This window comes from Sphingomonas ginsenosidivorax, from assembly GCF_007995065.1.
Classification (GTDB): domain Bacteria; phylum Pseudomonadota; class Alphaproteobacteria; order Sphingomonadales; family Sphingomonadaceae; genus Sphingomonas; species Sphingomonas ginsenosidivorax.
In genome coordinates this window covers 2,494,449-2,517,653 of sequence record NZ_VOQR01000001.1, presented here as the reverse complement: position 1 = coordinate 2,517,653, position 23,205 = coordinate 2,494,449, and the positions used below count along the sequence as shown (strand labels likewise).

The following is a 23,205-nucleotide window of genomic DNA, read 5'->3' as shown; positions in this document are numbered from 1 at the left end:
TGTCCCGCGCTTTGCAATCGTGCGCGGAACGTCCCGGACGTGCGTGGGTTACCCAACCGAGATCAAGGAGATACCGCATGTCCAGCACGCCCGTCCGCTACGCCCCCTCAGTCGAGACCGTGGCCCCCGACGAAGCCGAGACGATCGCCGGGCTGAACGAGAGCTTCCAGGAGATCCTCGAAACCACGTCGCAGGACTATGGCCATGCGGTCCGCGCGGTCCACGCCAAGGCGCACGGCATCGCGCGTGGCACGCTGACCGTCGGCCACCTGCCGCCGCAGCTCGCGCAGGGCATTTTCGCGGCACCCGGCACCTATGAGGCGGTGATCCGCATCTCGACCAACGCCGGCGACATCCTCGACGACAGCGTCAGCCTGCCGCGCGGCGTCGCGCTCAAGGTCATCGGCGTACAGGGTGATCGCCTGCCCGACTCCGGGGACTCGACCAATCAGGACTTCATCATGGTCAACGGCCCGGCCTTCTCCGCGCCCGACGCCAAGGCGTTCGGCAAGAACCTGAAGCTGCTGTCGAAGACCACGGACCGCTTCGACGGCGTCAAGAAGGCTATGTCGGCGACGTTCCGCGTCGTCGAATCCGCGCTGGAGGCCGTCGGCGGCGAATCCGCGACGCTCAAGACGCTGGGTGGTGCCGCGCCGGTCCATCCGCTCGGCGAGACCTATTACTCGCAGACCCCGTTCCGCTTCGGCGATTACATCGCGAAGTTCGCGTTGTTCCCGGTCTCGCCCGGCCTGACCCGGCTGACCGGCGACCTCGTCAACGTCACCGCGCGCCCCGACGCGCTTCGCGAGGTCGTACGCGACGAGCTGATCGAGCATGGCGGCACCTGGGAGCTGCGCGTGCAGCTCAATACCGATCTCGACGCGATGCCGGTCGAAGACGCCAGCGTCGTCTGGGACGAGAAGCAGAGCCCGTTCGTCACCGTCGCGACGCTCGAAGTGCCCGCACAGCTGAGCTGGGCACCCGGCACCACCGACAAGACCGACGACGCGCTGGTCTACAGCGTGTGGGACGGCGTGACCGCGCACCAGCCGCTCGGTGGCATCAACCGTGCGCGGAAGAGCCCGTACGAGCTGTCCTCGACGTTCCGCGGCCAGTTCAACGGCTGCCCGGTGCACCAGCCCAAGAGCCTTTCCGACCTTGTCTGAGGCTCGGGCGCTCAAGCTCTTCCACGTCAGCGACGTGCATTTCGGTGCGGAGGACCCGGCAGCGATCGCCTGGTTCTCGGAGCTGGTGACCGCGGAGAAGCCCGACGCGGTCATCATGACCGGCGACCTGACGATGCGCGCCACCAAGGACGAGTTCCAGCGTGGCGGCGACTGGCTGCGCTCGCTCGGCGTGCCCGTGACGCTGGAGGTCGGCAACCACGACATCCCCTATTACTGGGACCCGTTCCGCCGCCTGTTCGCGCCCTATCAGCGCTATGCCGCGGTCGAGACGATGATCGAGAAGCCGCTCGACCTGCCCGGCCTGACCGTCGTCCCGCTCAAGACCACCGCGCGCGCCCAGTGGCGATGGAACTGGTCGAAGGGCAGGGTCAGCCCAGGCTCGCTGCAGCGCGCGCTGGCGATGATCGCCGATGCACCCAAGGACAATCTCATCTTCGTCGCCGCGCACCATCCGCTGATCGAGGCGGGCACGACCGGCACCGCGCGCACGCGCCACGGCGACAGCGCGCTGACCGCGCTCGCCGATGCGGGCGGGCACGCGGTGCTGTCGGGCCATGTACACGACCCGTTCGACATCCCGATCGACCGCGCCGGGCGCACCGTCCGGATGATCGGCGCCGGCACGCTCTCCAAGCGCACCCGCGGCAGCCCGCCCGCCTTCAACGAGATCCGCATCGACGGCGGCAACTTCGAGACGCTCGCGCGCACGTTGTCCTCCGAGCCCAAGCACGTCCTGAACGGCTGACGCCCCCACACCGTCATCCCGGGCTCGTCCCGGGATCCAGGGTTCCAGGCGCACCGCCAGCAACTCTGGGTCCTGACGTTCGTCAGGATGACGGACCGCGCCCTTCTCCCTGTCATCCTGGGCTCGACCCAGGATCCAGGGTCATACGCGCCGCACTCCGTGGCCTTAACGGTCGTCGCAACGCCAACAAGGCCAGAGCAGGCATCGGCGCATCTCCGGCGGGATCGCTCGCCCCGCTCGCCCGTTTCGTTTCCGAACGAACAGGAGTTTCCAATGCTACGCTCGATTCTGATGGGCCTCGTCGCGGGCCAGCGCTCGATGACGCCGCTCGCCGCGCTCGCCGGCGCCGCACGCCGCGGCACGCTGCCCCACGACACTCCCGGCGCCCGGCTGATGGCACACCCGCTGATCGCGACGGGCGGCGTGGCCATGGGTGCGTTGGAAATGGCGGGCGACAAGATGAAGACGGCGCCCGACCGCACCGTCTTCCTCGGCCTGCTCGCGCGCACGATCACCGCTGGCTTCGCAGGCGCCGCGCTCGCCCCGCCCAAGCGCCAGTTCGCCGGCGCCGCGCTCGGCATCGGGGCCGCGATCGGCTCGTCCTATGCCGGCCTCGCCGCGCGCAAATGGGCGATGGCACGCTGGGGCCAGACCGCGACCGGCTTCGTCGAGGAGGCGATCGTCTTCTCGGCCGCCAACGTCATCGCCAACGCGAAGCCCGCGCACGCCTGAGCCGCCCGCTGGCCGTTGACGATCCGGGCAGGGGCGGGGCCCACCGCCGCCCCAAACGAAAAAGGCCGCCGCCCGGATCCCCGGACGGCGGCCTTTCTCCTGTCAGGCGAACCCGACGAACCCGATCACTCGGGCTTGTTCAGATACTCGCCGGCATCCGCGTCGGTCCCGGTGCCGCTCGTCACGACCTCGCCCAGCGCGTCGTCGCCGGTGCCGCCGGCGTCGCGTGCCGATCGTGCCAGCTCGGCATCATGCTCTTCCTTCGCGTCCTTGGGCGCGATGATCGAGACTTCGGCCATCTTGCGCTGCGCGACGCGCATCGCCGCATCGCGGCTGTTGGCGGCGACACGCAGGCGGTTGAGCCCCGCGCCGGTGCCGGCCGGAATGAGACGCCCGACGATGACGTTCTCCTTCAGGCCCATCAGCATGTCCTGCTTGCCCTGCACCGCGGCCTCGGTGAGCACGCGCGTGGTTTCCTGGAACGACGCCGCCGAGATGAAGCTGCGGGTCTGCAGCGACGCCTTGGTGATGCCGAGCAGGATCGGCTTGCCCTGTGCACGGACCTGCTTCTTGTCGAGCTTCTCGTTGATCGCGTCCATTTCCTCGCGATCGACCTGCTCGCCGGCCAGCAGCGTGGTGTCGCCGCCGTCGGTGATCTCGACCTTCTGCAGCATCTGACGAACGATCGTCTCGATGTGCTTGTCGTTGATCTTCACGCCCTGGAGTCGGTAGACTTCCTGGATTTCCGACACGAGATACTCTGCAAGCGGCTCGATCCCGAGCACTTCCAGAATGTCGTGCGGATCGGGCGAACCGCCGATCAGGTTGTCGCCACGCTTGACGTAGTCGCCTTCCTGGACGTCGATGACCTTCGACTTCGGGATCAGATACTCCACGACCTCGCTGCCGTCCTCGGGCTGGATCCCGATCTTGCGCTTGGCCTTGTAGTCCTTGCCGAACACCACGCGACCCGAGACCTTCGCGATGATCGCGTTCTCCTTGGGCTTGCGCGCCTCGAACAGCTCGGCAACGCGCGGCAGACCGCCCGTGATGTCGCGGGTCTTGGCCGATTCACGGCTGACACGCGCCACGACGTCGCCGCCGAACACCTGTGCGCCATCCTCGACCGAGAGCGTCGCGCCGGTCGCCAGCATGTAGCGGCCGGTCTCTCCGCTAGTGTCGTCGAGCAGGGTCAGGCGCGGACGCAGATCCTCCTTCGACTTCGTCGCCGCACGATACTCCACCACCACGCGCTGGGCGATGCCCGTCGCTTCGTCGGTCTGCTCGGTGAGCGTCTTGCCCTCGATCAGGTCGACATATTTGATGGTGCCCGGGTTCTCCGTGATCACCGGCATGGTGAACGGATCCCACTCGGCCATCCGGTCGCCCTTCGACACGATGTGACCATCGTCGAACAGCACGTACGCACCGTAGGGGATGCGATCGACCGAGAGCTCGCGGCCGTCCATGTCGACGATCGCGATTTCGCCCGAGCGGCTGAGCACCACGCGACGACCACGCTGGTCGACGATGATGCGCAGGTCGCGGAACTGCACCGTACCGTCGGCATGCGCCTCGAGGTTCGACGTCTCGTTGAGCTGCGCTGCACCACCGATGTGGAACGTACGCATCGTCAGCTGCGTGCCCGGCTCGCCGATCGACTGCGCGGCGATGACGCCGACAGCCTCACCGATGTTCACCGGCGTACCGCGGGCGAGATCGCGCCCGTAGCACTTGCCGCAGACACCGATCTTCGACTCGCAGACCAGCGGGCTGCGGATCTTGCACGACTGGGTACCCAGCGCCTCGATCTGCGTGATCATCGGCTCGTCGAGCAGCGTGCCCGACGGGATGACGACCTTGCCGGTCTTCGGATCGACGATGTCCTCCGCGGTCGTACGACCGAGGATGCGCTCGCCGAGGCTCGCGATCGTCGAACCACCCTGGAGAATGGCCTTCATTTCCAGTGCGCGCTCGGTGCCGCAATCCGGCTCGATGATGACGCAGTCCTGCGACACGTCGACCAGACGACGCGTCAGGTACCCCGAGTTCGCCGTCTTCAACGCCGTATCCGCGAGGCCCTTGCGCGCGCCGTGGGTCGAGTTGAAGTATTCGAGGACGGTCAGGCCTTCCTTGAAGTTCGAGATGATCGGCGTCTCGATGATCTCGCCCGACGGCTTGGCCATCAGGCCGCGCATGCCGGCGAGCTGCTTGATCTGCGCCTGCGAACCACGCGCGCCCGAGTGTGCCATCATGTAGATCGAGTTGATCGGCTTCTCACGGCCGGTCTCCTCGTCGACCTTCACCGACCGGATTTCGTCCATCATGGCGTTCGCGACCTGGTCGCCGCAACGGCTCCAGGCGTCGATCACCTTGTTGTACTTCTCCTGCTGCGTGATCAGGCCGTCCTGATACTGCTGCTCGAAGTCCTTCACGAGCGCCTTGGTGTCGTCGACCAGCGCGATCTTCGCTTCCGGGATGATCATGTCGTCCTTGCCGAACGAGATGCCCGCGCGGAACGCGTGACGGAAGCCGAGCGACATGATCGCGTCGGCGAACAGCACGGTCTCCTTCTGGCCGGTGTGACGATAGACCTCGTCGATCACGTCCCCGACGTCCTTCTTGGTGAGAAGGCGGTTGACGGTCTCGAACGGCACCTTGTGGCTGTGCGGCAGCGTCTCGCCCAGCAGCATGCGGCCCGGGGTCGTCTCGTACCGCTTGAGGTACTGCTTGCCCTTCTCGTCGGTCTGCGGAACGCGGCTGATGATCTTCGAATGCAGCGTCACGGCGCCGGCGTTCAGTGCCTGGTGCACTTCGGCCATGTCGCCCAGCAGCATGCCCTGGCCCGGCTCGTTCTCCTTCATCATCGACAGATAATAGAGACCGAGAACCATGTCCTGCGACGGAACGATGATCGGCTTACCGTTGGCGGGCGACAGGATGTTGTTCGTCGACATCATCAGCACGCGCGCTTCGAGCTGGGCCTCGAGGCTCAGCGGAACGTGCACGGCCATCTGGTCGCCGTCGAAATCGGCGTTGAACGCGGAGCAGACCAGCGGGTGAAGCTGGATCGCCTTGCCTTCGATCAGCACCGGCTCGAACGCCTGGATGCCGAGACGGTGAAGCGTCGGCGCACGGTTCAGCATGACCGGATGCTCGCGGATCACCTCGTCCAGGATGTCCCAGACTTCCTTGCGCTCCTTCTCGACCCACTTCTTCGCCTGCTTCAGGGTCATCGACAGACCCTTGGCGTCGAGACGTGCGTAGATGAACGGCTTGAACAGCTCGAGCGCCATCTTCTTGGGCAGGCCGCACTGGTGCAGCTTCAGCTCAGGCCCGGTCACGATGACCGAACGACCCGAATAGTCGACGCGCTTGCCGAGCAGGTTCTGACGGAAGCGGCCCTGCTTGCCCTTGAGCATGTCGGAGAGCGACTTGAGCGGACGCTTGTTGGCGCCCGTGATCGTGCGACCGCGGCGACCATTGTCGAACAATGCGTCGACGGCCTCCTGCAGCATGCGCTTCTCGTTGCGGACGATGATGTCCGGCGCGCGGAGCTCCATCAGGCGCTTGAGACGATTGTTGCGGTTGATCACGCGGCGATACAGATCGTTCAGATCCGACGTCGCGAAGCGACCACCGTCCAGCGGCACCAGCGGGCGCAGCTCGGGCGGGATGACCGGCACGACCTCGAGGATCATCCACTCGGGGCGGTTGCCCGAATCGATGAAGCTCTCGACGACCTTCAGCCGCTTGATGATCTTCTTGGGCTTCAGCTCGGACTTGGTGACGGCCAGCTCTTCGAGCAGCGCGGTACGCTCACCCTCGAGATCCAGCGACTCCAGCATGATCCGCACGGCTTCGGCGCCGATCCCGGCCGAGAACGCGTCCTCGCCATACTGGTCCTGCGCGTCGAGGAGCTCGTCCTCGGTCATCAGCTGGTACTTCTCGAGCGGGGTCAGGCCCGGCTCGATGACGATGTACGCCTCGAAGTACAGCACGCGCTCGAGCTGCTTCAGCTGCATGTCGAGCAGCAGGCCGATGCGCGACGGCAGCGACTTCAGGAACCAGATGTGCGCAACCGGGGCGGCCAGTTCGATATGGCCCATCCGCTCGCGGCGGACCTTCGAGACGGTAACCTCGACGCCGCACTTCTCGCAGACGATGCCCTTGTACTTCATGCGCTTGTACTTGCCGCACAGGCACTCGTAATCCTTGATCGGACCGAAGATGCGCGCGCAGAACAGGCCGTCACGCTCGGGCTTGAACGTGCGATAGTTGATGGTCTCGGGCTTCTTGATCTCGCCGAACGACCAGCTGCGGATCTTGTCCGGCGATGCGATGCCGATCTGGATCTGGTCGAACGTCTCGGCCTTGGCGACCGGATTGGCGAAGGGGGTCATCTCGTTCATGAGCTGTCCTTAAGAAAAATCTAGCCCTCTCCCGCTTTCGCGGGAGAGGAGGGGCCCGCCGCTCTTCGCGGTGGGAGGTGAGGGTCTTCTTCTTGGGCGGGAAGAAGAAGACCCTCACCCAACCCTCTCCCGCGAAGGCGGGAGAGGGCTAATGGCTTGGCTTACTCCGCCGCGATCTGGATCCCGTCGCTGTCGAAGCCAGGCTCCGACTGCTTGAGGTCCACGTTCAGGCCCAGCGAGCGCATTTCCTTGACGAGAACGTTGAAGCTCTCCGGAATGCCGGCCTCGAACGTGTCGTCGCCCTTGACGATCGCCTCGTAGACCTTGGTGCGCCCGACGACGTCGTCCGACTTCACCGTCAGCATTTCCTGCAGGGTATACGCCGCGCCGTAGGCCTGGAGTGCCCAGACCTCCATCTCGCCGAAGCGCTGGCCACCGAACTGCGCCTTACCACCCAGCGGCTGCTGCGTGACTAGGCTGTACGGTCCGATCGACCGGGCGTGGATCTTGTCGTCGACCAGGTGATGCAGCTTCAGCATGTAGATGTAGCCGACCGTCACCTTGCGATCGAACTTGTCGCCGGTACGTCCGTCGAACAGGTCCGACTGGCCCGACGGGTCGAGACCCGCCAGTTCCAGCATCGCCGACACATCGGCCTCGCGCGCGCCGTCGAACACCGGCGTCGCCATCGGCACGCCGTTCTTCAGGTTCTGCGCGAGCTCGATGATCTCGTCGCCCGAGCGGGCTTCGATCTCGTCGTGATACTGCTCGCCATACACGGTCTTGAGGCGCTCCTTGACCGCGTCGGGCATCGCGCCCGGCTTGGCCTCGGGGTTCTCCTCGCGCCACGTCTCCAGCGCATGCGTGATCTGCTGGCCGAGACCGCGTGCGGCCCAGCCCAGATGCGTCTCGAAGATCTGCCCGACGTTCATGCGCGACGGCACGCCCAGCGGGTTGAGCACGATATCGACCGGCGTCCCGTCGGCGAGGAACGGCATGTCCTCCGCCGGCAGGATGCGGCTGATGACGCCTTTGTTGCCGTGACGGCCGGCCATCTTGTCGCCCGGCTGCAGCTTGCGCTTCACCGCCACGAACACCTTGACCATCTTCAGCACGCCCGGCGACAGCTCGTCGCCACGCTCCAGCTTCTCGCGCCGATCATGGAACTTGTCCGTGATCAGCTTGGCCGCGTCGTCATACTGCTGCTTGACGGCCTCGAGGTCGCTCTGCGTCTTGTCGTCGGCGACGGAGAACTTCCACCACTCGTGACGGTCGACGCTGTCCAGCGTCTCCATATCGATGACCGCACCCTTCTTCAGGCCCTTGGGCACCGAGGTCGAGGTCTGGTCGAGCAGCATCTCTCGCAGGCGGCTCCAGGTCGCACGGTTCAGGATCGACCGCTCGTCGTCCGAGTCCTTCTTCAGCCGCTCGATCTCCTCGCGCTCGATCGCCATCGCGCGCTCGTCCTTGTCGATGCCGTGACGGTTGAAGACGCGAACGTCGACGACCGTACCCGACACGCCCGGCGGCAGGCGCAGCGACGTGTCGCGCACGTCCGATGCCTTCTCGCCGAAGATTGCGCGGAGCAGCTTCTCCTCCGGCGTCATCGGCGATTCACCCTTGGGCGTGATCTTGCCGGCAAGGATATCGCCCGGCTCGACCTCGGCACCGATGTACACGATGCCCGCCTCGTCGAGGTTGCGGAGTGCTTCCTCGCCGACGTTCGGGATGTCGCGCGTGATGTCCTCGGGCCCGAGCTTGGTGTCGCGGGCCATCACCTCGAACTCGTCGATATGGATCGACGTGAACACGTCGTCCTTCACGATCCGCTCGCTGATGAGGATCGAATCCTCGTAGTTGTACCCGTTCCACGGCATGAACGCGACGAGGCTGTTGCGGCCCAGCGCCAGCTCGCCGAACTCGGTCGACGGACCGTCGGCGAGCACGTCGCCGGCCGAGACCACGTCGCCCACCTTCACCAGCGGACGCTGGTTGATGCAGGTCGACTGGTTAGACCGCTGGAACTTCATCAGCGTGTAGATGTCGACGCCCGACTTGCCGGCATCGATCTCGCCGGTGGCGCGGATCACGATACGCGCCGCGTCGACCTGGTCGACGATGCCCGCCCGCTTGGCTGAGATCGCAGCGCCGGAGTCCCGGGCCACGGTCTCTTCCATGCCGGTGCCGACGAACGGCGCCTCGGCCTGGACGAGCGGCACGGCCTGGCGCTGCATGTTCGAGCCCATCAGCGCGCGGTTGGCGTCATCGTTTTCCAGGAACGGAATGAGCGATGCGGCGACCGAGACGAGCTGCTTGGGGCTGACGTCCATCAGCGTGATGTTGTCGGGCAGCGCCATCAGGAAGTCGCCAGCCTGACGCGACGAGACCAGCTCCTCGGTGAAGCCACCGTCCGCGGTCAGGTCGGCGTTGGCCTGCGCGATCGTGTGCTTGGCCTCTTCCATCGCCGACAGGTACACGACGTCGTCGGTCACCTTGTGGTCGACGACTTTCCGATACGGCGTCTCGATGAAGCCATACTTGTTGACCCGCGAGAACGACGCCAGCGAGTTGATCAGACCGATGTTCGGGCCTTCCGGCGTCTCGATCGGGCAGATGCGGCCGTAATGCGTCGGGTGAACGTCGCGGACTTCGAAGCCTGCGCGCTCACGCGTCAGACCACCCGGTCCAAGTGCCGACACGCGACGCTTGTGGGTGACTTCCGACAGCGGGTTGGTCTGATCCATGAACTGCGACAGCTGCGACGAGCCGAAGAATTCGCGCACCGCGGCAACCGCCGGCTTCGCGTTGATCAGGTCGTTCGGCATCACGGTCGACACGTCGACCGACGACATCCGCTCCTTCACGGCGCGCTCCATGCGGAGCAGGCCGACGCGGTACTGGTTCTCGAGCAGCTCGCCGACAGACCGGACACGACGGTTACCGAGGTTGTCGATATCGTCGATCTCGCCCTTGCCGTCCTTGAGGTTCACGAGCGTCTTGACGACCTCGAGAATGTCCTCGGTGCGCAGCGTCGTCACCGTGTCCTCGACGTCGAGGTCGAGGCGCATGTTGAGCTTCACGCGGCCGACGGCCGACAGGTCGTAGCGGTCCGGATCGAAAAACAGGCCCGAGAACAGCGCCTCTGCCGTCTCGAGCGTCGGCGGCTCGCCGGGACGCATGACGCGATAGATGTCGCTAAGCGCCTGCTCGCGCTCTTCGGCCTTGTCGGCCTTCAGCGTGTTGCGGATCCACGGACCCGTCGCGACGTGGTCGATGTCGAGCAGCTCGAGACGCTCGATGCCTGCCTTGTCGAGCAGTTCGAGATTCTCTGCGGTGACCTCGTCACCGGCCTCGATGTAGATCGCGCCGGTCGACTCGTCGATCAGGTCGTATGCCGAATAGCGGCCGAAGATTTCCTCGGTCGGGATCAGCAGGTCGGTCAGGCCGTCCTTGAACGCCTTGTTCGCAGCGCGGGGGCTGATCTTCTGGCCGTTCGGGAACACGACTTCGCCGGTCTTCGCATCGACGATGTCGAACATCGGCTTCTGGCCACGCCAGTTCTCGACCTGGAAGGGGACGATCCAGCCACCCTGGCCGCGGACGAAGGTCACGCGGTTGTAGAAATAGTTGAGGATCTCTTCCGACGTCATGCCGAGCGCATAGAGCAAAGCCGTCACGGGCAGCTTGCGCTTGCGATCGATACGGACGTTGACGATGTCCTTGGCGTCGAACTCGAAATCGAGCCACGAGCCGCGATACGGGATGACGCGCGCAGCGAACAGATACTTGCCCGACGCGTGCGTCTTGCCGCGGTCATGGTCGAACAGCACGCCCGGCGACCGGTGCATCTGGCTGACGATGACGCGCTCGGTGCCGTTGATGAAGAAGGTGCCGTTCTCGGTCATGAGCGGCATGTCGCCCATGTAGACGTCCTGCTCCTTGATATCGATGACCGACTTGGCCTCGGTATCCGGATCGACCTCGAACGCGGTCAGGCGCAGCGTGACGCGCATCGGGGCCGCATAGGTGATCCCGCGCTGGCGGCATTCCTCGACGTCGAACTTCGGCGGCTCGAGAACGTAGTCGTCGAAATCGAGATAGGCGGTGCCCGCGAAATCCTGGATCGGGAACACGCTGCGCAGCGTCTTCTCGAGGCCCGACACATGGCCGATCGACTTGTCCGACCGCAGGAACTGCTCGTAGCTCTCGCGCTGGACCTCGATCAGGTTCGGCATCTGCACGACTTCGTGGATGTTGCCGAAAACCTTGCGGATGCGGCGCTTAGCGGTGCCGCCTGCGTTGATCGCTCTGGATGCCATGGTCTATTTTGCCCTCAAACTGATTGGGTCAGCCGTAAATTCGTGCCCGGGAACCCCCGAACGGGACGCAGCGAAACGCACAAAAGCCGCGCGCATGACATGCGGCGGCTCCAAGCGAATGATACCTCAAGACCCAATACGATCGACCCGCTGCGCGACGGCGAGTCATTTCCCGGATGCTGTGGCGAGAGGCGGATATAGGGCAGGGCAGGGGCGATGTCAAAGGTCCCTCCCGGCGCAGCCGGAAGAAGGTGTTTTCACGCCAAGCCGCGAAGACGCAAAGAGGGAGCGGATGGAACCATGGTCGCACCTTTGCTGATGGAGAAGAGCAAAGCCCGTTCCGGGCGAACCCCCTTTGCGCCTTCGCGGCTTCGCGTGAAAACCCCTTCTACTCACCCCACACCCCCTCCGCGTCTCCGCGTCTCCGCGTGAACCCCTTCTACGCCATCCCACTGGCAAAACCCTGACCCGACCGCTAACCCGCCCCGACCCGTCGCAAGACGGCTTGCCGCCGCGTGACGTTCGTCGTCCGCGACTCACAGGCGTAGAGGGAATTGCACAGATGACGATCGACCGGCGCGCCGTGACGCCCGCCGCCCTGGCGCTAGCCGCCGGCCTGATGACCCCCGCCGCGGCACAGAACGCCCAGGACACGCCGCCCCCGCCGCGCGGTCTCGAAAGCCTCGCACCGCAGTCGGTACCCGTTCCGCCGGCGCCGGTGATCGTCCTCCCGACCCAGACGCCCGGCGGCACGGGCAGCGCCACGCCCGAGCGGACGACGCCGCGCACCCGACCGACGCGCCCCGCGTCCGAACCCGCCCGCGAGCCGAGCCGCTCGTCCAGCCCGACGCCCGCGCCGACGCCCGGCGCGCGCCCCACGCGCACCCCGGAGCAACCCGCGACTCCTGCGCCGACGACCGTCGAACCCCAGGCTCAGGCACCGGTCGAGACTCCGGCCCCCGCGCCAACGGCCGCCCCGACCGCGCCCCCCGCGGCGACCCCGCAGGCCGAGCCCACGATCGCCGCACCCGAAACCGGCCGGACGATGCCGATCTGGATCCTGCCCGCAGTGATCGTCCTGGTCCTCGCTGGCCTCTGGGCACTCACCCGCCGCCGCCGCGAGCCCGCCGAACCCTTCGTCGAGCCCGAGGTCCTCGAAGCGACCCCCACGCCCGAGCCGGTCGCCGTCGCCCCCGTCGCTACCGCCCCCGTGGCCCCCACGCCCGTCGCAACCGCGCCCGCCGCGCCGAAATTCCTCGAACGGCCCGTCCCCGCAGCGCCCCGGGCGCGCCTCGGCGTCGAGATGCGCCCGCGGCGCGCCGGCCTCAACCTGCTGAGCGCGGTCGCCGAGTGCGAACTCGTCATCACCAACACCGGCGACGCGCCCGCCGAGGGCATCCGCACGCAGGTCTCGCTGCTCACCGCGCACACCGGGCTCGACGCCGACCTCGCCGCGCTCACCGCCGCGCCGATCGGCCGCCCCTCGACCCCGCCCTTCGCGCTCGCGCCCGGCGAGAGCCGCACCGTCAAGGCGATTGCCGCCACCCCGCGCGACGCGATCCAGACGATGACCGCCGCCAACCGCCCGATGTTCGTGCCGGTCGTTGCGGTGAACCTGCTCTACCCCGACGGCCAGACCACGCGCGCCTGGGCGATCGGCATCGAACGCGTCGACTCCGCCAAGCTCGCCCCCTTCTGGCTCGACGCCGCGCCGAAGATGTACGCCGACATCGGCGCCCGGCCCCATGCGGCAGCGTTCGAACGGTAGGCGCGCGGCGACCATCGCTTACCAATTTCCGTCACCCCAGCGAAGGCTGGGGTCTCCCGCGGCTCCTGCTGCGCCCTAGCCACGGGAGATCCCAGCCTTCGCTGGGATGACGTAAGGGGGGGCGCACGATCATCGCTGGAACGGATACATCGTCACCCCGGCCGGCAGGGCAGGGGCCGCCGTCCCCGCCACGCTCGCCGCCACCGCATCGATCACCGCCGCCATCACCGCGCCGTCGGGCCGATGCCCGCCCCCCGCGACCACGAACGACGCGCCCGCCTTGTGCGCCTTTGCCGCCGCTGCGTGCAGCGTGTTGCCGAGCGCCGCCGGCACGGTATCGTCCGCAGTCCCGTGGACGAGGAAATAGGGCTCGTCCAACCCCGGCACCGCGGCGAGGTTGTCGTAATCGTTCGGCACGAACGCCCGCGCGATCTTCGGCGCCATGTCGCGCAGCCGCGTGAACGTCCCGACCGTCACCAGCGCATCGAGCCGCTGCCGCGTCGCCAGCCCGAACGCGACCCCGCCGCCGAGACTATGCCCGACCACGATCACCCGCCGCGTCCCCGCCAGCGCCCTGGCGCGCGCGTAGAAGGCGTCGGCATCGGCGGCGAGCCCCTTGGCATCGGGCCGCCCCGGATTGGCGCTGTACCCGCGATACTCCGCCGCGACGACGCCGTAGCCGTCTGCCACCAGCGGCGCGAACCACGCCACGCTCCGGTCCGCGCTGCCGGCATTGCCGTGGAACACGAGAAGCACCGGCTTGTCCGCCGCCCCCGCGACCTCGACGCCGCCCAGCAGCAACCCGTCCGCGGTCCTCACCCGGTCGAGCGCGGCGCCCGGCGGCAGGCCGGCGACCGTCAGCGGGGTGCTGTGTGGCTGGTAAATCCGGTCGTGGATCGACTGTGCATCGGCGCAGGAGGCGGTGAGGAGAAGCGGAAGGAGCAGGGCATGGCGCATGAGACGCACGATAGCCGCTACCCACCCCCTCCGTCATCCTGAACTCGTTTCAGGATCCACCGGGCGGCACGCGCAGCGCGGCGGTTTGAAGACAACCCCTGCATCCCGGTGGATGCTGAACCGAGTTCAGCATGACGCGCGGACACGAAAAAGGGCGACCGCATCGCTGCGGCCGCCCCTTCTCTTCGCTGCGGCCGACTTCGGCAAAGCCGAAGTCTCGTCGGTCGGTCCAAGGACCGCCGGCCGGCCTTGCGGGAGTGCGGGCCAGTGTGGCCCGTCTCTCCCGCTGCGGCTTACTTGACCTCGACGGTCGCGCCGGCTGCTTCCAGCTGCGCCTTGATCTTGGCGGCCTCGTCCTTCGACACGCCTTCCTTGATCGCCTTCGGAGCCGACTCGACCAGCGTCTTGGCTTCGGTCAGGCCGAGCGAGGTGATCGCGCGGACTTCCTTGATGACGTTGATCTTCTTGCCGCCGTCGCCGGTCAGGATGACGTCGAATTCGGTCTGCTCTTCAGCGGCCGGAGCGGCTGCGCCACCGGCGCCGCCGGCTGCGGGTGCTGCAACCGCTGCTGCGGCCGAAACGCCCCACTTCTCTTCGAGCAGCTTCGACAGGTCGGCTGCTTCGAGGACGGTGAGGGCCGAAAGCTGGTCAACCAGTGCGTTCAGGTCTGCCATGTGTAGTCTCCATCTCGGGGCGTGTGCCCCATCAGTTCAAAATTGACGAAAGTGCCCAAGATCAGGCGTCTTCCTTCTCCGCGTAGGCGGAAAGCACGCGCGCGATCTGCGCTGCCGGAGCCTGCGTGATCGTCGCCAGCTTCGTTGCGGGTGCAACGAGCAGACCGATGATCTTGGCACGCAGTTCGTCCAGCGACGGCATCGTCGCGAGAGCCTTCACGCCGTCCACGTCGAGGACGGTCGAACCCATCGCCCCACCCACGATTTCGAACTTGTCGTTCGTCTTCGCGAAATCGACGACCACCTTGGCGGCCGCGACGGGATCGATGGAGCTGGCCAGCGCGACCGGACCCGTGAGCATGTCGCCCAGCGAGAGATAGTCGGTGCCGTCCAGCGCGATCTTGGCAAGCTTGTTCTTCGAGACCTTGTAGGTCGCGCCGGCGTCGCGCATCTTGTTCCGCAGCACAGTGGACTGTGCGACGGTCAGGCCGAGGTTGCGCGTCACGACGACGACGCCGACCTCGGAAAAGGTGCGGTTCAGCTCGGCGACGGCCGCGGTCTTTTGATCACGATCCATGCCATTCTCCACGTTTTTGGGTCATCCGCCTCGCGGCGGACCACCCGGTCACTAACCGGAGGCGCGGACATCCCACGCTTCCGGGGTGTCTCATCGATGGGGCATGGGAGAGGCGCCTGACGGGCAGGCGACACAGCCGACGTGACGGGCACGAAGGCGAAATTCCATTCCCCGTCTAGATGGGCAATTAAGTCCAGGCAAACCCCGCACACCCACCGTCTCGGACGGAGTTCGACGAGCAAGCCCGCCGAACGAAGCCGCCCCATAGCGGAATGCGCCGCGGAGTCAACGGCCCGGTGTGCCCCGCATGCCGTCGCGCGTTCGCGTCAGAATGGCCGCGATCGTCCTTGCCTGTGCGATCACCCCGGGACCAGCATCGTCGGAATGGAAAGACCGGACCGACTTGTCGTGGCGATCACGGGCGCGTCCGGCGCGATCTACGGGATCCGCGCGCTGGTCCATCTCCGGCAGCTCGCGCAGGTCGAGACGCATCTCGTCGTCACCGCCGCTGCACGGCGGACGATCGCGGAGGAAACCGACTGGGCGCTCGCCGACATCGTCGCGCTCGCCGATCATTGCCACCACCCGGCCAATCTCGGCGCGGCGATCGCGTCCGGATCGTTCCGCACCCGCGGCATGCTGGTCGCGCCCTGTTCGGTGAAGACGCTGAGCAGCATCGCGCACTGCGCCGACGGCGACCTCGTCGCGCGCGCCGCCGACGTCTGCCTCAAGGAGCGCCGCCGCGTCGTGCTGATGCTGCGCGAGACCCCGCTCCACGCCGGCCACATCGCGCTGATGGCCACCGCCACCGCCAGCGGCGCGATCCTGATGCCGCCGGTCCCCGCCTTCTACCGGCGCCCGCAGACGATCGACGACATCGTCGACCACAGCATCGGCCGCGCGCTCGACCTGTTCGGCATCGACGCCGGCCTCGTCCGTCGGTGGGGCGAGTGACGGCGTTGGCGGTCGTTTCGCCGATTGCATGGGCGATTGTCGGATCGTGAGTGGAGCGCGGACTTTACTGCTGCCGCTATCAACCTCCTCAGCCAGTGGCGTTCCGGGATGCGGGCGGGAGCGGTCCAAGGATCGCACCCCCGGCGCACCCGATAATCAGGGCGGCAAACAGTAGCGGGTCGGGATAGTCGCCGCTGCGCACCGTCTCGATCAGACCGGTCGTCGCGAGCCAGGCCACAACGACAATCGACAGCCGCGTGACGAACATACGCAATCGAGGCGGCACCCAGTTCGTTAGTCGCGCCGTTAAGTTCGCCATACCTGCCTCCCTGTTCGGTAAGACATGTCACGATCCTCTTATGTCCGCAATTGCGCGCTATATGCCGCAAGATCGATCGCTGCCCGACTGTCGGATTGTAGGTGGATAGCGACCCGTCCGCTATCGGGAAAGCAGATGAGTTAGCCGACGTCGCGTCCGGCTGTATCAAAATGCTCTATTACGCGCGAACGACCCCGAGCCTAGGATAGTGGTAAGATCGCCGGGAGTCTGAGCAACGTTCCGCTTTCCATTCAGACCCACGCGACGGTTCCGTAGTTCCGCTAGCCACGGCAGTCTTCCCTCGATACTCTGCGTAACCGGGTCGCTCGTGATTTGAAAAGTGACCCTGTTTAGCGCCACGTCCGGACCAAAGCTCTTAGAAAGGTTGCCAGGATCTACGCTCCGAACTGTAGCGGGATCTTTGATGTCCTCGAAAAAGACGAATTTCGGATACTCGCGACGGTGGGTTTCGAATGCGTGTTTATTCGGCACTAGGTAAAGGTCTGCCGTTTCACGAGCGCGTTGGATCGCAATTGGGGCCCTACGGAGATCGGCTCTCATCGTCGCCATCTCGATCAGATCGCTTGGATTGGTGTTAAGAAGGACGAATAGGGTCTTGCCGGATGGTAAATCCACCGCCACGGCCTCGCCGCGCTCCGTGTAGTGAATGTCATTCCCGGTAAACGCCGTAGACGATTTTTTCCAGCTGAACTCCCGAACGACTGCCCCCTTTTTCAGGCCGTCAGGCGTGTCGACTTCAACCGTCAAGCGATAGCGGGACCGTTCGGGCGGGTGAACCAGTGCCGTCAATAACCCGACACCTACAATCAGGCAGGCGATCAGTAACGTGATGACCGCCCCGGAGATGAGAGTGAATGGCATTCGCACGGAAAATCCTCGAACCAGGCAATCTTGTGCCAATGGAACGCGCAGTTCTACCCGACATCTTACCGATGATATCGCATGACTGAACAGTCGCAATAGGGATCCATATACCGATCGTTGCACGTGGGGGTTTGGGCGTTATCTGCCGCCGACCATCTGATAGCTGATGGTCACGCCGGAAACACGCTCCCTCTGTTTAAATATCCTCGACTTTGCGGCGTATCGGACAAGTAGGCGTTCCGGCGAAAGCCACTTCATATCAGCCCATGACCCTTCCCAGTCACCGACTCTAGCGGCACCGTGATCGTCGTCAGCAACGAAGGCGTTGCCGCGTCCGGATGATTTATCGTCTGCGTCCAATATCGAGATTTGGGTGGAGAAGCCCGTCGTCGCTCCGCAGTCCCGTTGGAATAGCACCGCGACATGTGTGCCATCAGGTGAAAGGCTTCGTGATGCCACTGTGTTCTGGCAGGCGTCTGAACATCCTGAGCAAATCATCAACGCCGGGAGTAGTGCTGCCCTCATTGTCGCGGATGGTAACCGTAGCTTCCCCGCCGTCAACGGCTGGTTTCAGGATCGTCAGATTCGGGCCTGAGTGTCCGGAAGTGGGCGTCGGCTGTCATTCGCTGCGATCGTCCCACGAACGTCCGGGATTGGTGGAGAGCGAACGTTCTGCTTTCGGTCGTGCGTAGCCCTTACCGCCTACGGAAAAGCAAAACGAACCCGCCCATAAAACACCCGAAATTAGCACCAGCGGCGCGCCACCGATCCACACTATCGAGCGGACCCCAACACCATCTCGCGCTGCCGATGCGTGAGGAAGCTGCGCTAGTAACCCGAGCATCCCGATCGCCGCGAGCGACCCAACGACAAGCAATGCTACCCCAAACCCGCGCATCATCATGCCCTTGTATTGTTCGTCATCGAGCATGCTGTCTTGCCGAACGATCGTCCGCAATGGGGAGGCTTGCTGGCGGTCGGGAATGGCAAGGAGTGGGCGTTATCTGCCGCCAGATCGATCGCTGGCCCGACCGTCGCATCGTGGTGAGAAGCGAACGTCAACTTCCGGGCGTGGTAGGCTCAGCCCGGGATGACCGGCCCATAGGACGCCCAGCAATTGGGCGTCTCCCATACCTTCAGGCACACCAGGCTTGCCTGGCCCGAGGTCCGCGCGACGACCCGCGGCGCGAGCAGGTCGAACCAGAGCTTCGCCAGATTCTCCGCCGTCGGCACCACCGCGAGCACGCAGATCTGCATGCCGTCGCGGCCGTGGCCGAGGAACAGGCCGTCCTCCGACACCGCCGCCGCGACCCTGTGCGACAGCGCGCCGTCGTCGAGCCCGAACATCGCGCGGCACAGCGGATCGTCGACGCACAGCATGAACGCATGGTCGAACCGCGCGTCGATCGCGTGCATCATCTCGTCCTTCAGGAACCCGAAATCGAGCACCATCCCGTTCTGCTCGCCCGCGGCGAACAAGGGGCCCCGACACCACGCCTCGATCCTGTAGCGATGGCCGTGGAGGTTATGGCATTTCGATCCGTGGTCCATCACCCGGTGCCCCGCATCGATGCCGATCTCGCGGCTGATTAGGTGCCAGGTCGTCGCGTCGTGCGCGTTCGTGGTGCGCGGCATCGCGCCGGGCATCGGCAGCTCGACGATGGGCAGGCGGCCATTCCCGCCATCGCCCCTCGCATCATCGAGGCGGGCCTGCGGGCTATCCACGGAACGCGCCCACGCACGGCGCGGCGGCAGGCGATGCGCTCATCCGATGATATCTGCTCAACTGATCATCTCCCCGTGACGTAAAGACAGGATACGGGCGATGCGGCGACGGCATTACGTCACGCCATGCCAAGATATCGCGCGTATCCGCCAGTGAACGATCCGGATGTATGGCACTGGTATGCTTGCGGCATCACGCGCTTTTGTATCCGTATCGGAGATTGTAACTCTAGGCAGCGGGTTCGACGTCGCTGATACCCTTTTCTCGCAGCGGACAGGCGGGGCAATCGACGCCCCGCATCGGACGAGGAAGGGCGATCACCTTGAATCTTCGATACGGATCCTTCGACATCGATCGCGTCGACGCGGACATCGGCCTGTCGTTCGACGACGTCCTGCTCGTGCCGCGCCGCAACCGCTTGCGCAGCCGCCGCGACGTCGACACTGCGATGCAGCTCACGCCCGGCATCCGGCTCGCGGTCCCGATCGTGTCCGCCAACACCCCCTGGTGCACGGCCGCGCCGATGGCGACCGCGATGGCGCGCGCGGGCGGCATCGGCATCGTCCACCGGATGTGGTCGCCGCAGGACCAGGCGGAAGCGGTCGCCGCAACCAAGGCCGCGGCAGCCGGCGATACGCCTCACGCCACGCTCGACCTCGCAGGCCGCCTCCGTGTCGGCGGCGCGGTCGGGATCAAGGGCGACTATCTCGAGCGTGCCGATCGCCTCGCCGATGCGGGCGTCGACATCCTCGCGATCGACGTCGCGCACGGCCATTCGGATCACGTCATCGCCGCGCTGCTCGAGCTGAAGGCCCGGCATCCGCAGCTCGACTGCATCGTCGGCAACGTCGCGACCGCGGACGGTGCACGCGACCTGATCGATGCCGGCGCGGACGCGATCAAGGTCGGCATCGGCCCGGGCAGCGTCTGCACCACGCGCGTCGTCACCGGCGCCGGCATGCCGCAGCTCACCGCGATCCTCGAATGCGCCGCGGTCGCGCGCAAGGCCGGCGTCGGCGTGATCGCCGATGGCGGCATCCGCGGGTCGGGCGACATCGCCAAGGCGATCGCCGCGGGGGCGTCCGCGGTGATGCTCGGCAAGCTGCTCGCCGGCGCCGACGAGAGCGAGGCGCGCGCGGTCGAGCATGACGGCCGCCGCTACAAGGTGACCACCGGCTTCGTCACGCTCGGCGTCGACCTCACGCTGCAACGCCTCGCCGGCGCCACGATCTCGCGCGACGCCTTCGACGCCTATCTGCCCGAAGGCGTGGAAGGGACCTTCGACCATAGCGGCCCCGTCGCCGACACGCTCGGCAAGCTGGCGAGGGGCCTCTGCTCCGGCGTCACCTATAGCGGCTGCGCGGCCGTGGCCGAGCTTGCCGATCACGCACGGTTCGTGCGCGTCTCGAACGCCGGCCATGCCGAGGGGCGCCCGCACGTCCGCGACGGCGTCCCCGCGCTGCATCCCGATTACGCGCAGGCGTTCGTCGCCGGTCCGGTCGCGGGGTGATGCTCGACCCTGCGCGCCCGGTCTCGACGATCCACCGCTTCTCCTGGGAGGAGATCGCAGGGCTGGCGCGGCTGCTCGCCGACCGGCTGGCCGATGCGCGGGTGGACGGCGTGGTCGGGATCGCGCGCTCGGGCCTCGTCCCCGCGGTAATGCTCTCGCACATGCTCGGCGTCCGGCCGTTCGCGGTGCTCGACATCGCACGGACGCACAGCGATGCGATCCGTGCGGACAAATCGCAGCCGGCGAACCACGGCGCGCTCGGTCTCGAACGGATGCGCGGCCGCCGCGTGCTGCTGGTCGACGACGTCGTGGGGCAGGGGCTGACGCTGGACGCGGCCTGCCGTGTCCTGGTCCAGGCCGGCGCCGATCCGGTCACCGCCACGCTGGTCGTCAACCGCGACAACCTCGCCGGTCGCAACCCCCGCGCGATCGTCGACCACTGGGCGTGCGACGTGCACGGCTGGGTGATCTTCCCGTGGGAGGGGAAGGACCCCTGGGAAGGTAGCGTTCATGCGTGAGGCGCTGCAGGCGGCGAAGCTGTTCCGCGTGGACCAGCCGGTCGACCCGGATCTCGGCGTCACGCGCTTCCTGTCCGACTGGCAGCGGCGGACCGGAGCCGAGCCCTGCTTCCTGTTCACCGACGTGATCGGGTCGCGGCTGCCGCTGGTGATGAACCTGCCGACCCGCGCCGCGCTGCTCGGCGAGATGGGGCTCGCCGATGCGCGCGGTGCCGTCACGCGGCTCGCCGATCGTCTCGCGGTCCCCGCACCGCCGGTGTTCGCGCCCAGCCTCGCCACCCGCGACCTCGGCTCGCTCGCCGAGCTGCCGCTGCTCTGGCACCAGCCGGGCGACGCGGGCCGATATCTGACCGCGTTCGTCGGCGCGCTCGCGGACGAGAGCGGCGGGACCAATCTCGGCTTCTACCGCGGCCTCGTCGCCGGCCCGCGCGAGATTGTGCTGTTCATGGATCCGCGCACCGACGCGCACCGGATCGTGACCGCAGGCCTCGCCGACGCGCCGCGCGTGCCGATCACGCTGTTCAACGGCGGCCCTTTCGCGGCCTATCTCGCCGCCGCCGCGAAACTGCCGTCCGCGCTCGACAGCTACGACGCGGCCGGACGGCTGGGCGGCGGCGCAGTGGCGCTCGCCGGCGGCGACTATCCGTCCGCGCCGGCCGACGCCGAGATCGTGATCGAGGGCCATGTCACGCGCGAACACCGCACCGAGGCGCCGTTCGGCGAGTTCAAGGGCTATTACAGCGATGCGACCTCCAGCCCCGTCGTCATCGTCGATCGCATCCGCGTCCGCGACGACGCGCAGTGCCTGGGGCTGTTCTGCGGCAAGACCAGTGGGCTCACGCTGATGGCGCTGCAGAACGAGGTCCTGCTGTTCGACCATCTGCGCACCGCCGGGTTCGCGGTCGACACCGTCCGCTACCCGCTCGACGCGTTCGGCGAATACATGGCCGTCATCGAGAGCGAAGCGCCGTCCGCTGCGATGGTCGCCGCCGCGCTCGATTTCGACGGCCGCGCGAAACTGGTGGTCGCGACGCGCCCGGGCGTCGACGTGTTGAAGGAAGCGATCGTCTTCCCCGCCGAGGTCGAGCGCCGCCCCTATATCCGTCGCGGCCGGCAGGAGGGCCACCGCATCGGCATCCTCTGCGACCGTCGCACCGATCATCGCTGGACCGAGCTCTGATGTTCGGCGGCAACCCCGCGCGCGCGCAGGAGATGGGCGACGGCGCCAGCCTCTGGATCCAGGAAGTCTTCTACACGCTGCAGGGCGAAGGCCCCTTCGCCGGCGACCCCGCGGTCTTCGTACGCACCGCGGGATGCAACATCCGCTGCTACTGGTGCGACACCGACTTCGAAAGCTCGACCTGGCGGCCGGCCTTGGCCGATCTGATCGCCGCGATCGAGACGCATCGCCCGGCGCATTGCGACCTGATCGTGCTGACCGGCGGCGAACCCTTCCGCCAGAACATCGCGCCGCTCGTCCAGCAGCTCCTCGCCCGGGGACTACGCGTCCAGATCGAGACCAACGGGACGCTGTCGATCCCGCTTCCCGTCGACGACCGGCTGACGATCGTGTGCAGCCCCAAGACCAAGCAGCTGCACGACGCGATCGTGCCGCGTATCACCGCGTACAAATATGTGCTGGCGGCGGGCGAGGTCGATCCCGATGATGGCTTGCCGATGGCGTCGACCCAGAAGGCGGGCCAGCGCACCCGCCTGTTCCGCCCGCCGTCCAACACACGCGTGTTCGTGATGCCGCGTGACGACGGCGACGCGGTTGCGAACCGCGCGCATCAGGCGACCGCCGCGGGGATCGCGATGCGTCACGGCTACCGCCTCTGTCTCCAGCTGCACAAGCTTCTCGACCTGCCCTGACCGGCGTTCACCCATTACCGCCGAAACGGTGCCAGTTGGTGCATAAACTG

At 66.5% G+C, this 23,205-nt stretch carries 18 protein-coding genes; 9 read left to right on the top strand and 9 right to left on the bottom strand.

The window, feature by feature from the left end; translation table 11 throughout:
• Positions 1 to 77: 77 nt before the first annotated feature.
• The 3 genes from FSB78_RS11355 to FSB78_RS11345 all read left to right on the top strand — a co-directional run bounded on the left by FSB78_RS11355 (position 78) and on the right by FSB78_RS11345 (position 2,664).
• Complete coding sequence (locus FSB78_RS11355) at positions 78 to 1,166, top strand: catalase family protein (RefSeq protein ID WP_147082749.1); 1,089 nt, start codon at positions 78 to 80, stop codon at positions 1,164 to 1,166.
• The gene (locus FSB78_RS11350) at positions 1,159 to 1,932 is read left to right on the top strand and encodes a metallophosphoesterase family protein (RefSeq protein WP_147082748.1); all 774 of its coding nucleotides are present in this window, start codon (positions 1,159 to 1,161) and stop codon (positions 1,930 to 1,932) included. The genes FSB78_RS11355 and FSB78_RS11350 overlap by 8 nt, the downstream gene beginning before the upstream one ends.
• 273 nt (positions 1,933 to 2,205) lie before the next feature.
• Positions 2,206 to 2,664 (top strand): DUF4126 domain-containing protein, encoded by a 459-nt coding sequence (locus FSB78_RS11345; RefSeq protein ID WP_147082747.1) that lies wholly within the window; start codon positions 2,206 to 2,208, stop codon positions 2,662 to 2,664.
• 125 nt (positions 2,665 to 2,789) lie between these two features.
• Here FSB78_RS11345 and rpoC read toward each other — a convergent pair whose 3' ends face one another.
• Together rpoC and rpoB are read right to left on the bottom strand one after the other, a co-directional pair.
• Entirely contained in the window at positions 2,790 to 7,076 is a 4,287-nt protein-coding gene (gene rpoC / locus FSB78_RS11340) for a DNA-directed RNA polymerase subunit beta' (protein WP_147082746.1), read from the bottom strand.
• A 161-nt stretch (positions 7,077 to 7,237) separates the two neighbouring features.
• Complete coding sequence (rpoB, locus tag FSB78_RS11335; RefSeq protein ID WP_147082745.1) at positions 7,238 to 11,395, bottom strand: DNA-directed RNA polymerase subunit beta; 4,158 nt, start codon at positions 11,393 to 11,395, stop codon at positions 7,238 to 7,240.
• Positions 11,396 to 11,957: 562 nt separating this feature from the next.
• Here rpoB and FSB78_RS11330 point away from each other — a divergent pair.
• The gene (locus FSB78_RS11330; RefSeq protein WP_147082744.1) at positions 11,958 to 13,163 is read left to right on the top strand and encodes a hypothetical protein; all 1,206 of its coding nucleotides are present in this window, start codon (positions 11,958 to 11,960) and stop codon (positions 13,161 to 13,163) included.
• 129 nt (positions 13,164 to 13,292) lie between these two features.
• Here FSB78_RS11330 and FSB78_RS11325 read toward each other — a convergent pair whose 3' ends face one another.
• From FSB78_RS11325 to rplJ, 3 genes are all read right to left on the bottom strand, one after another.
• Positions 13,293 to 14,120 (bottom strand): alpha/beta hydrolase, encoded by an 828-nt coding sequence (locus tag FSB78_RS11325; protein WP_147082743.1) that lies wholly within the window; start codon positions 14,118 to 14,120, stop codon positions 13,293 to 13,295.
• Positions 14,121 to 14,413: 293 nt separating this feature from the next.
• Entirely contained in the window at positions 14,414 to 14,794 is a 381-nt protein-coding gene (gene rplL / locus FSB78_RS11320; RefSeq protein WP_147082742.1) for a 50S ribosomal protein L7/L12, read from the bottom strand.
• A 61-nt stretch (positions 14,795 to 14,855) separates the two neighbouring features.
• Complete coding sequence (rplJ, locus tag FSB78_RS11315) at positions 14,856 to 15,371, bottom strand: 50S ribosomal protein L10 (RefSeq protein ID WP_147082741.1); 516 nt, start codon at positions 15,369 to 15,371, stop codon at positions 14,856 to 14,858.
• A 408-nt stretch (positions 15,372 to 15,779) separates the two neighbouring features.
• On the opposite strand from rplJ, the gene FSB78_RS11310 reads away from it, so the two are divergent.
• On the top strand, positions 15,780 to 16,325 hold the full coding sequence (locus tag FSB78_RS11310) for a UbiX family flavin prenyltransferase (protein ID WP_242008224.1): 546 nt from the start codon (positions 15,780 to 15,782) through the stop codon (positions 16,323 to 16,325).
• A gap of 88 nt (positions 16,326 to 16,413) precedes the next feature.
• Here FSB78_RS11310 and FSB78_RS11305 read toward each other — a convergent pair whose 3' ends face one another.
• From FSB78_RS11305 to FSB78_RS11290, 4 genes are all read right to left on the bottom strand, one after another.
• On the bottom strand, positions 16,414 to 16,644 hold the full coding sequence (locus tag FSB78_RS11305; RefSeq protein WP_147082739.1) for a hypothetical protein: 231 nt from the start codon (positions 16,642 to 16,644) through the stop codon (positions 16,414 to 16,416).
• Positions 16,645 to 16,809: 165 nt separating this feature from the next.
• The gene (locus FSB78_RS11300) at positions 16,810 to 17,526 is read right to left on the bottom strand and encodes a hypothetical protein (RefSeq protein WP_147082738.1); all 717 of its coding nucleotides are present in this window, start codon (positions 17,524 to 17,526) and stop codon (positions 16,810 to 16,812) included.
• A 622-nt stretch (positions 17,527 to 18,148) separates the two neighbouring features.
• Positions 18,149 to 18,460 (bottom strand): hypothetical protein, encoded by a 312-nt coding sequence (locus FSB78_RS11295; RefSeq protein ID WP_147082737.1) that lies wholly within the window; start codon positions 18,458 to 18,460, stop codon positions 18,149 to 18,151.
• Between the two features lie 149 nt (positions 18,461 to 18,609).
• The gene (locus FSB78_RS11290) at positions 18,610 to 19,254 is read right to left on the bottom strand and encodes a 6-carboxytetrahydropterin synthase (RefSeq protein ID WP_199743171.1); all 645 of its coding nucleotides are present in this window, start codon (positions 19,252 to 19,254) and stop codon (positions 18,610 to 18,612) included.
• Positions 19,255 to 19,577: 323 nt separating this feature from the next.
• Here FSB78_RS11290 and FSB78_RS11285 point away from each other — a divergent pair, with 323 nt between their 5' ends.
• The 4 genes from FSB78_RS11285 to FSB78_RS11270 are packed head-to-tail and all read left to right on the top strand — an operon-like array spanning position 19,578 to position 23,155.
• Positions 19,578 to 20,765, top strand: coding sequence for an IMP dehydrogenase (locus FSB78_RS11285; protein ID WP_199743170.1), 1,188 nt, complete (start codon positions 19,578 to 19,580; stop codon positions 20,763 to 20,765).
• Entirely contained in the window at positions 20,765 to 21,283 is a 519-nt protein-coding gene (locus FSB78_RS11280; protein WP_147082736.1) for a phosphoribosyltransferase, read from the top strand. Before FSB78_RS11285 ends, FSB78_RS11280 begins: the two co-directional genes overlap by 1 nt.
• The gene (locus FSB78_RS11275; protein WP_147082735.1) at positions 21,276 to 22,463 is read left to right on the top strand and encodes a UbiD family decarboxylase; all 1,188 of its coding nucleotides are present in this window, start codon (positions 21,276 to 21,278) and stop codon (positions 22,461 to 22,463) included. The genes FSB78_RS11280 and FSB78_RS11275 overlap by 8 nt, the downstream gene beginning before the upstream one ends.
• Positions 22,463 to 23,155 carry a 7-carboxy-7-deazaguanine synthase QueE gene (locus FSB78_RS11270; RefSeq protein WP_147082734.1) on the top strand — a complete coding sequence of 231 codons (693 nt, stop codon included), beginning with the start codon at positions 22,463 to 22,465 and terminating at the stop codon, positions 23,153 to 23,155. The genes FSB78_RS11275 and FSB78_RS11270 overlap by 1 nt, the downstream gene beginning before the upstream one ends.
• Positions 23,156 to 23,205: the final 50 nt, after the last annotated feature.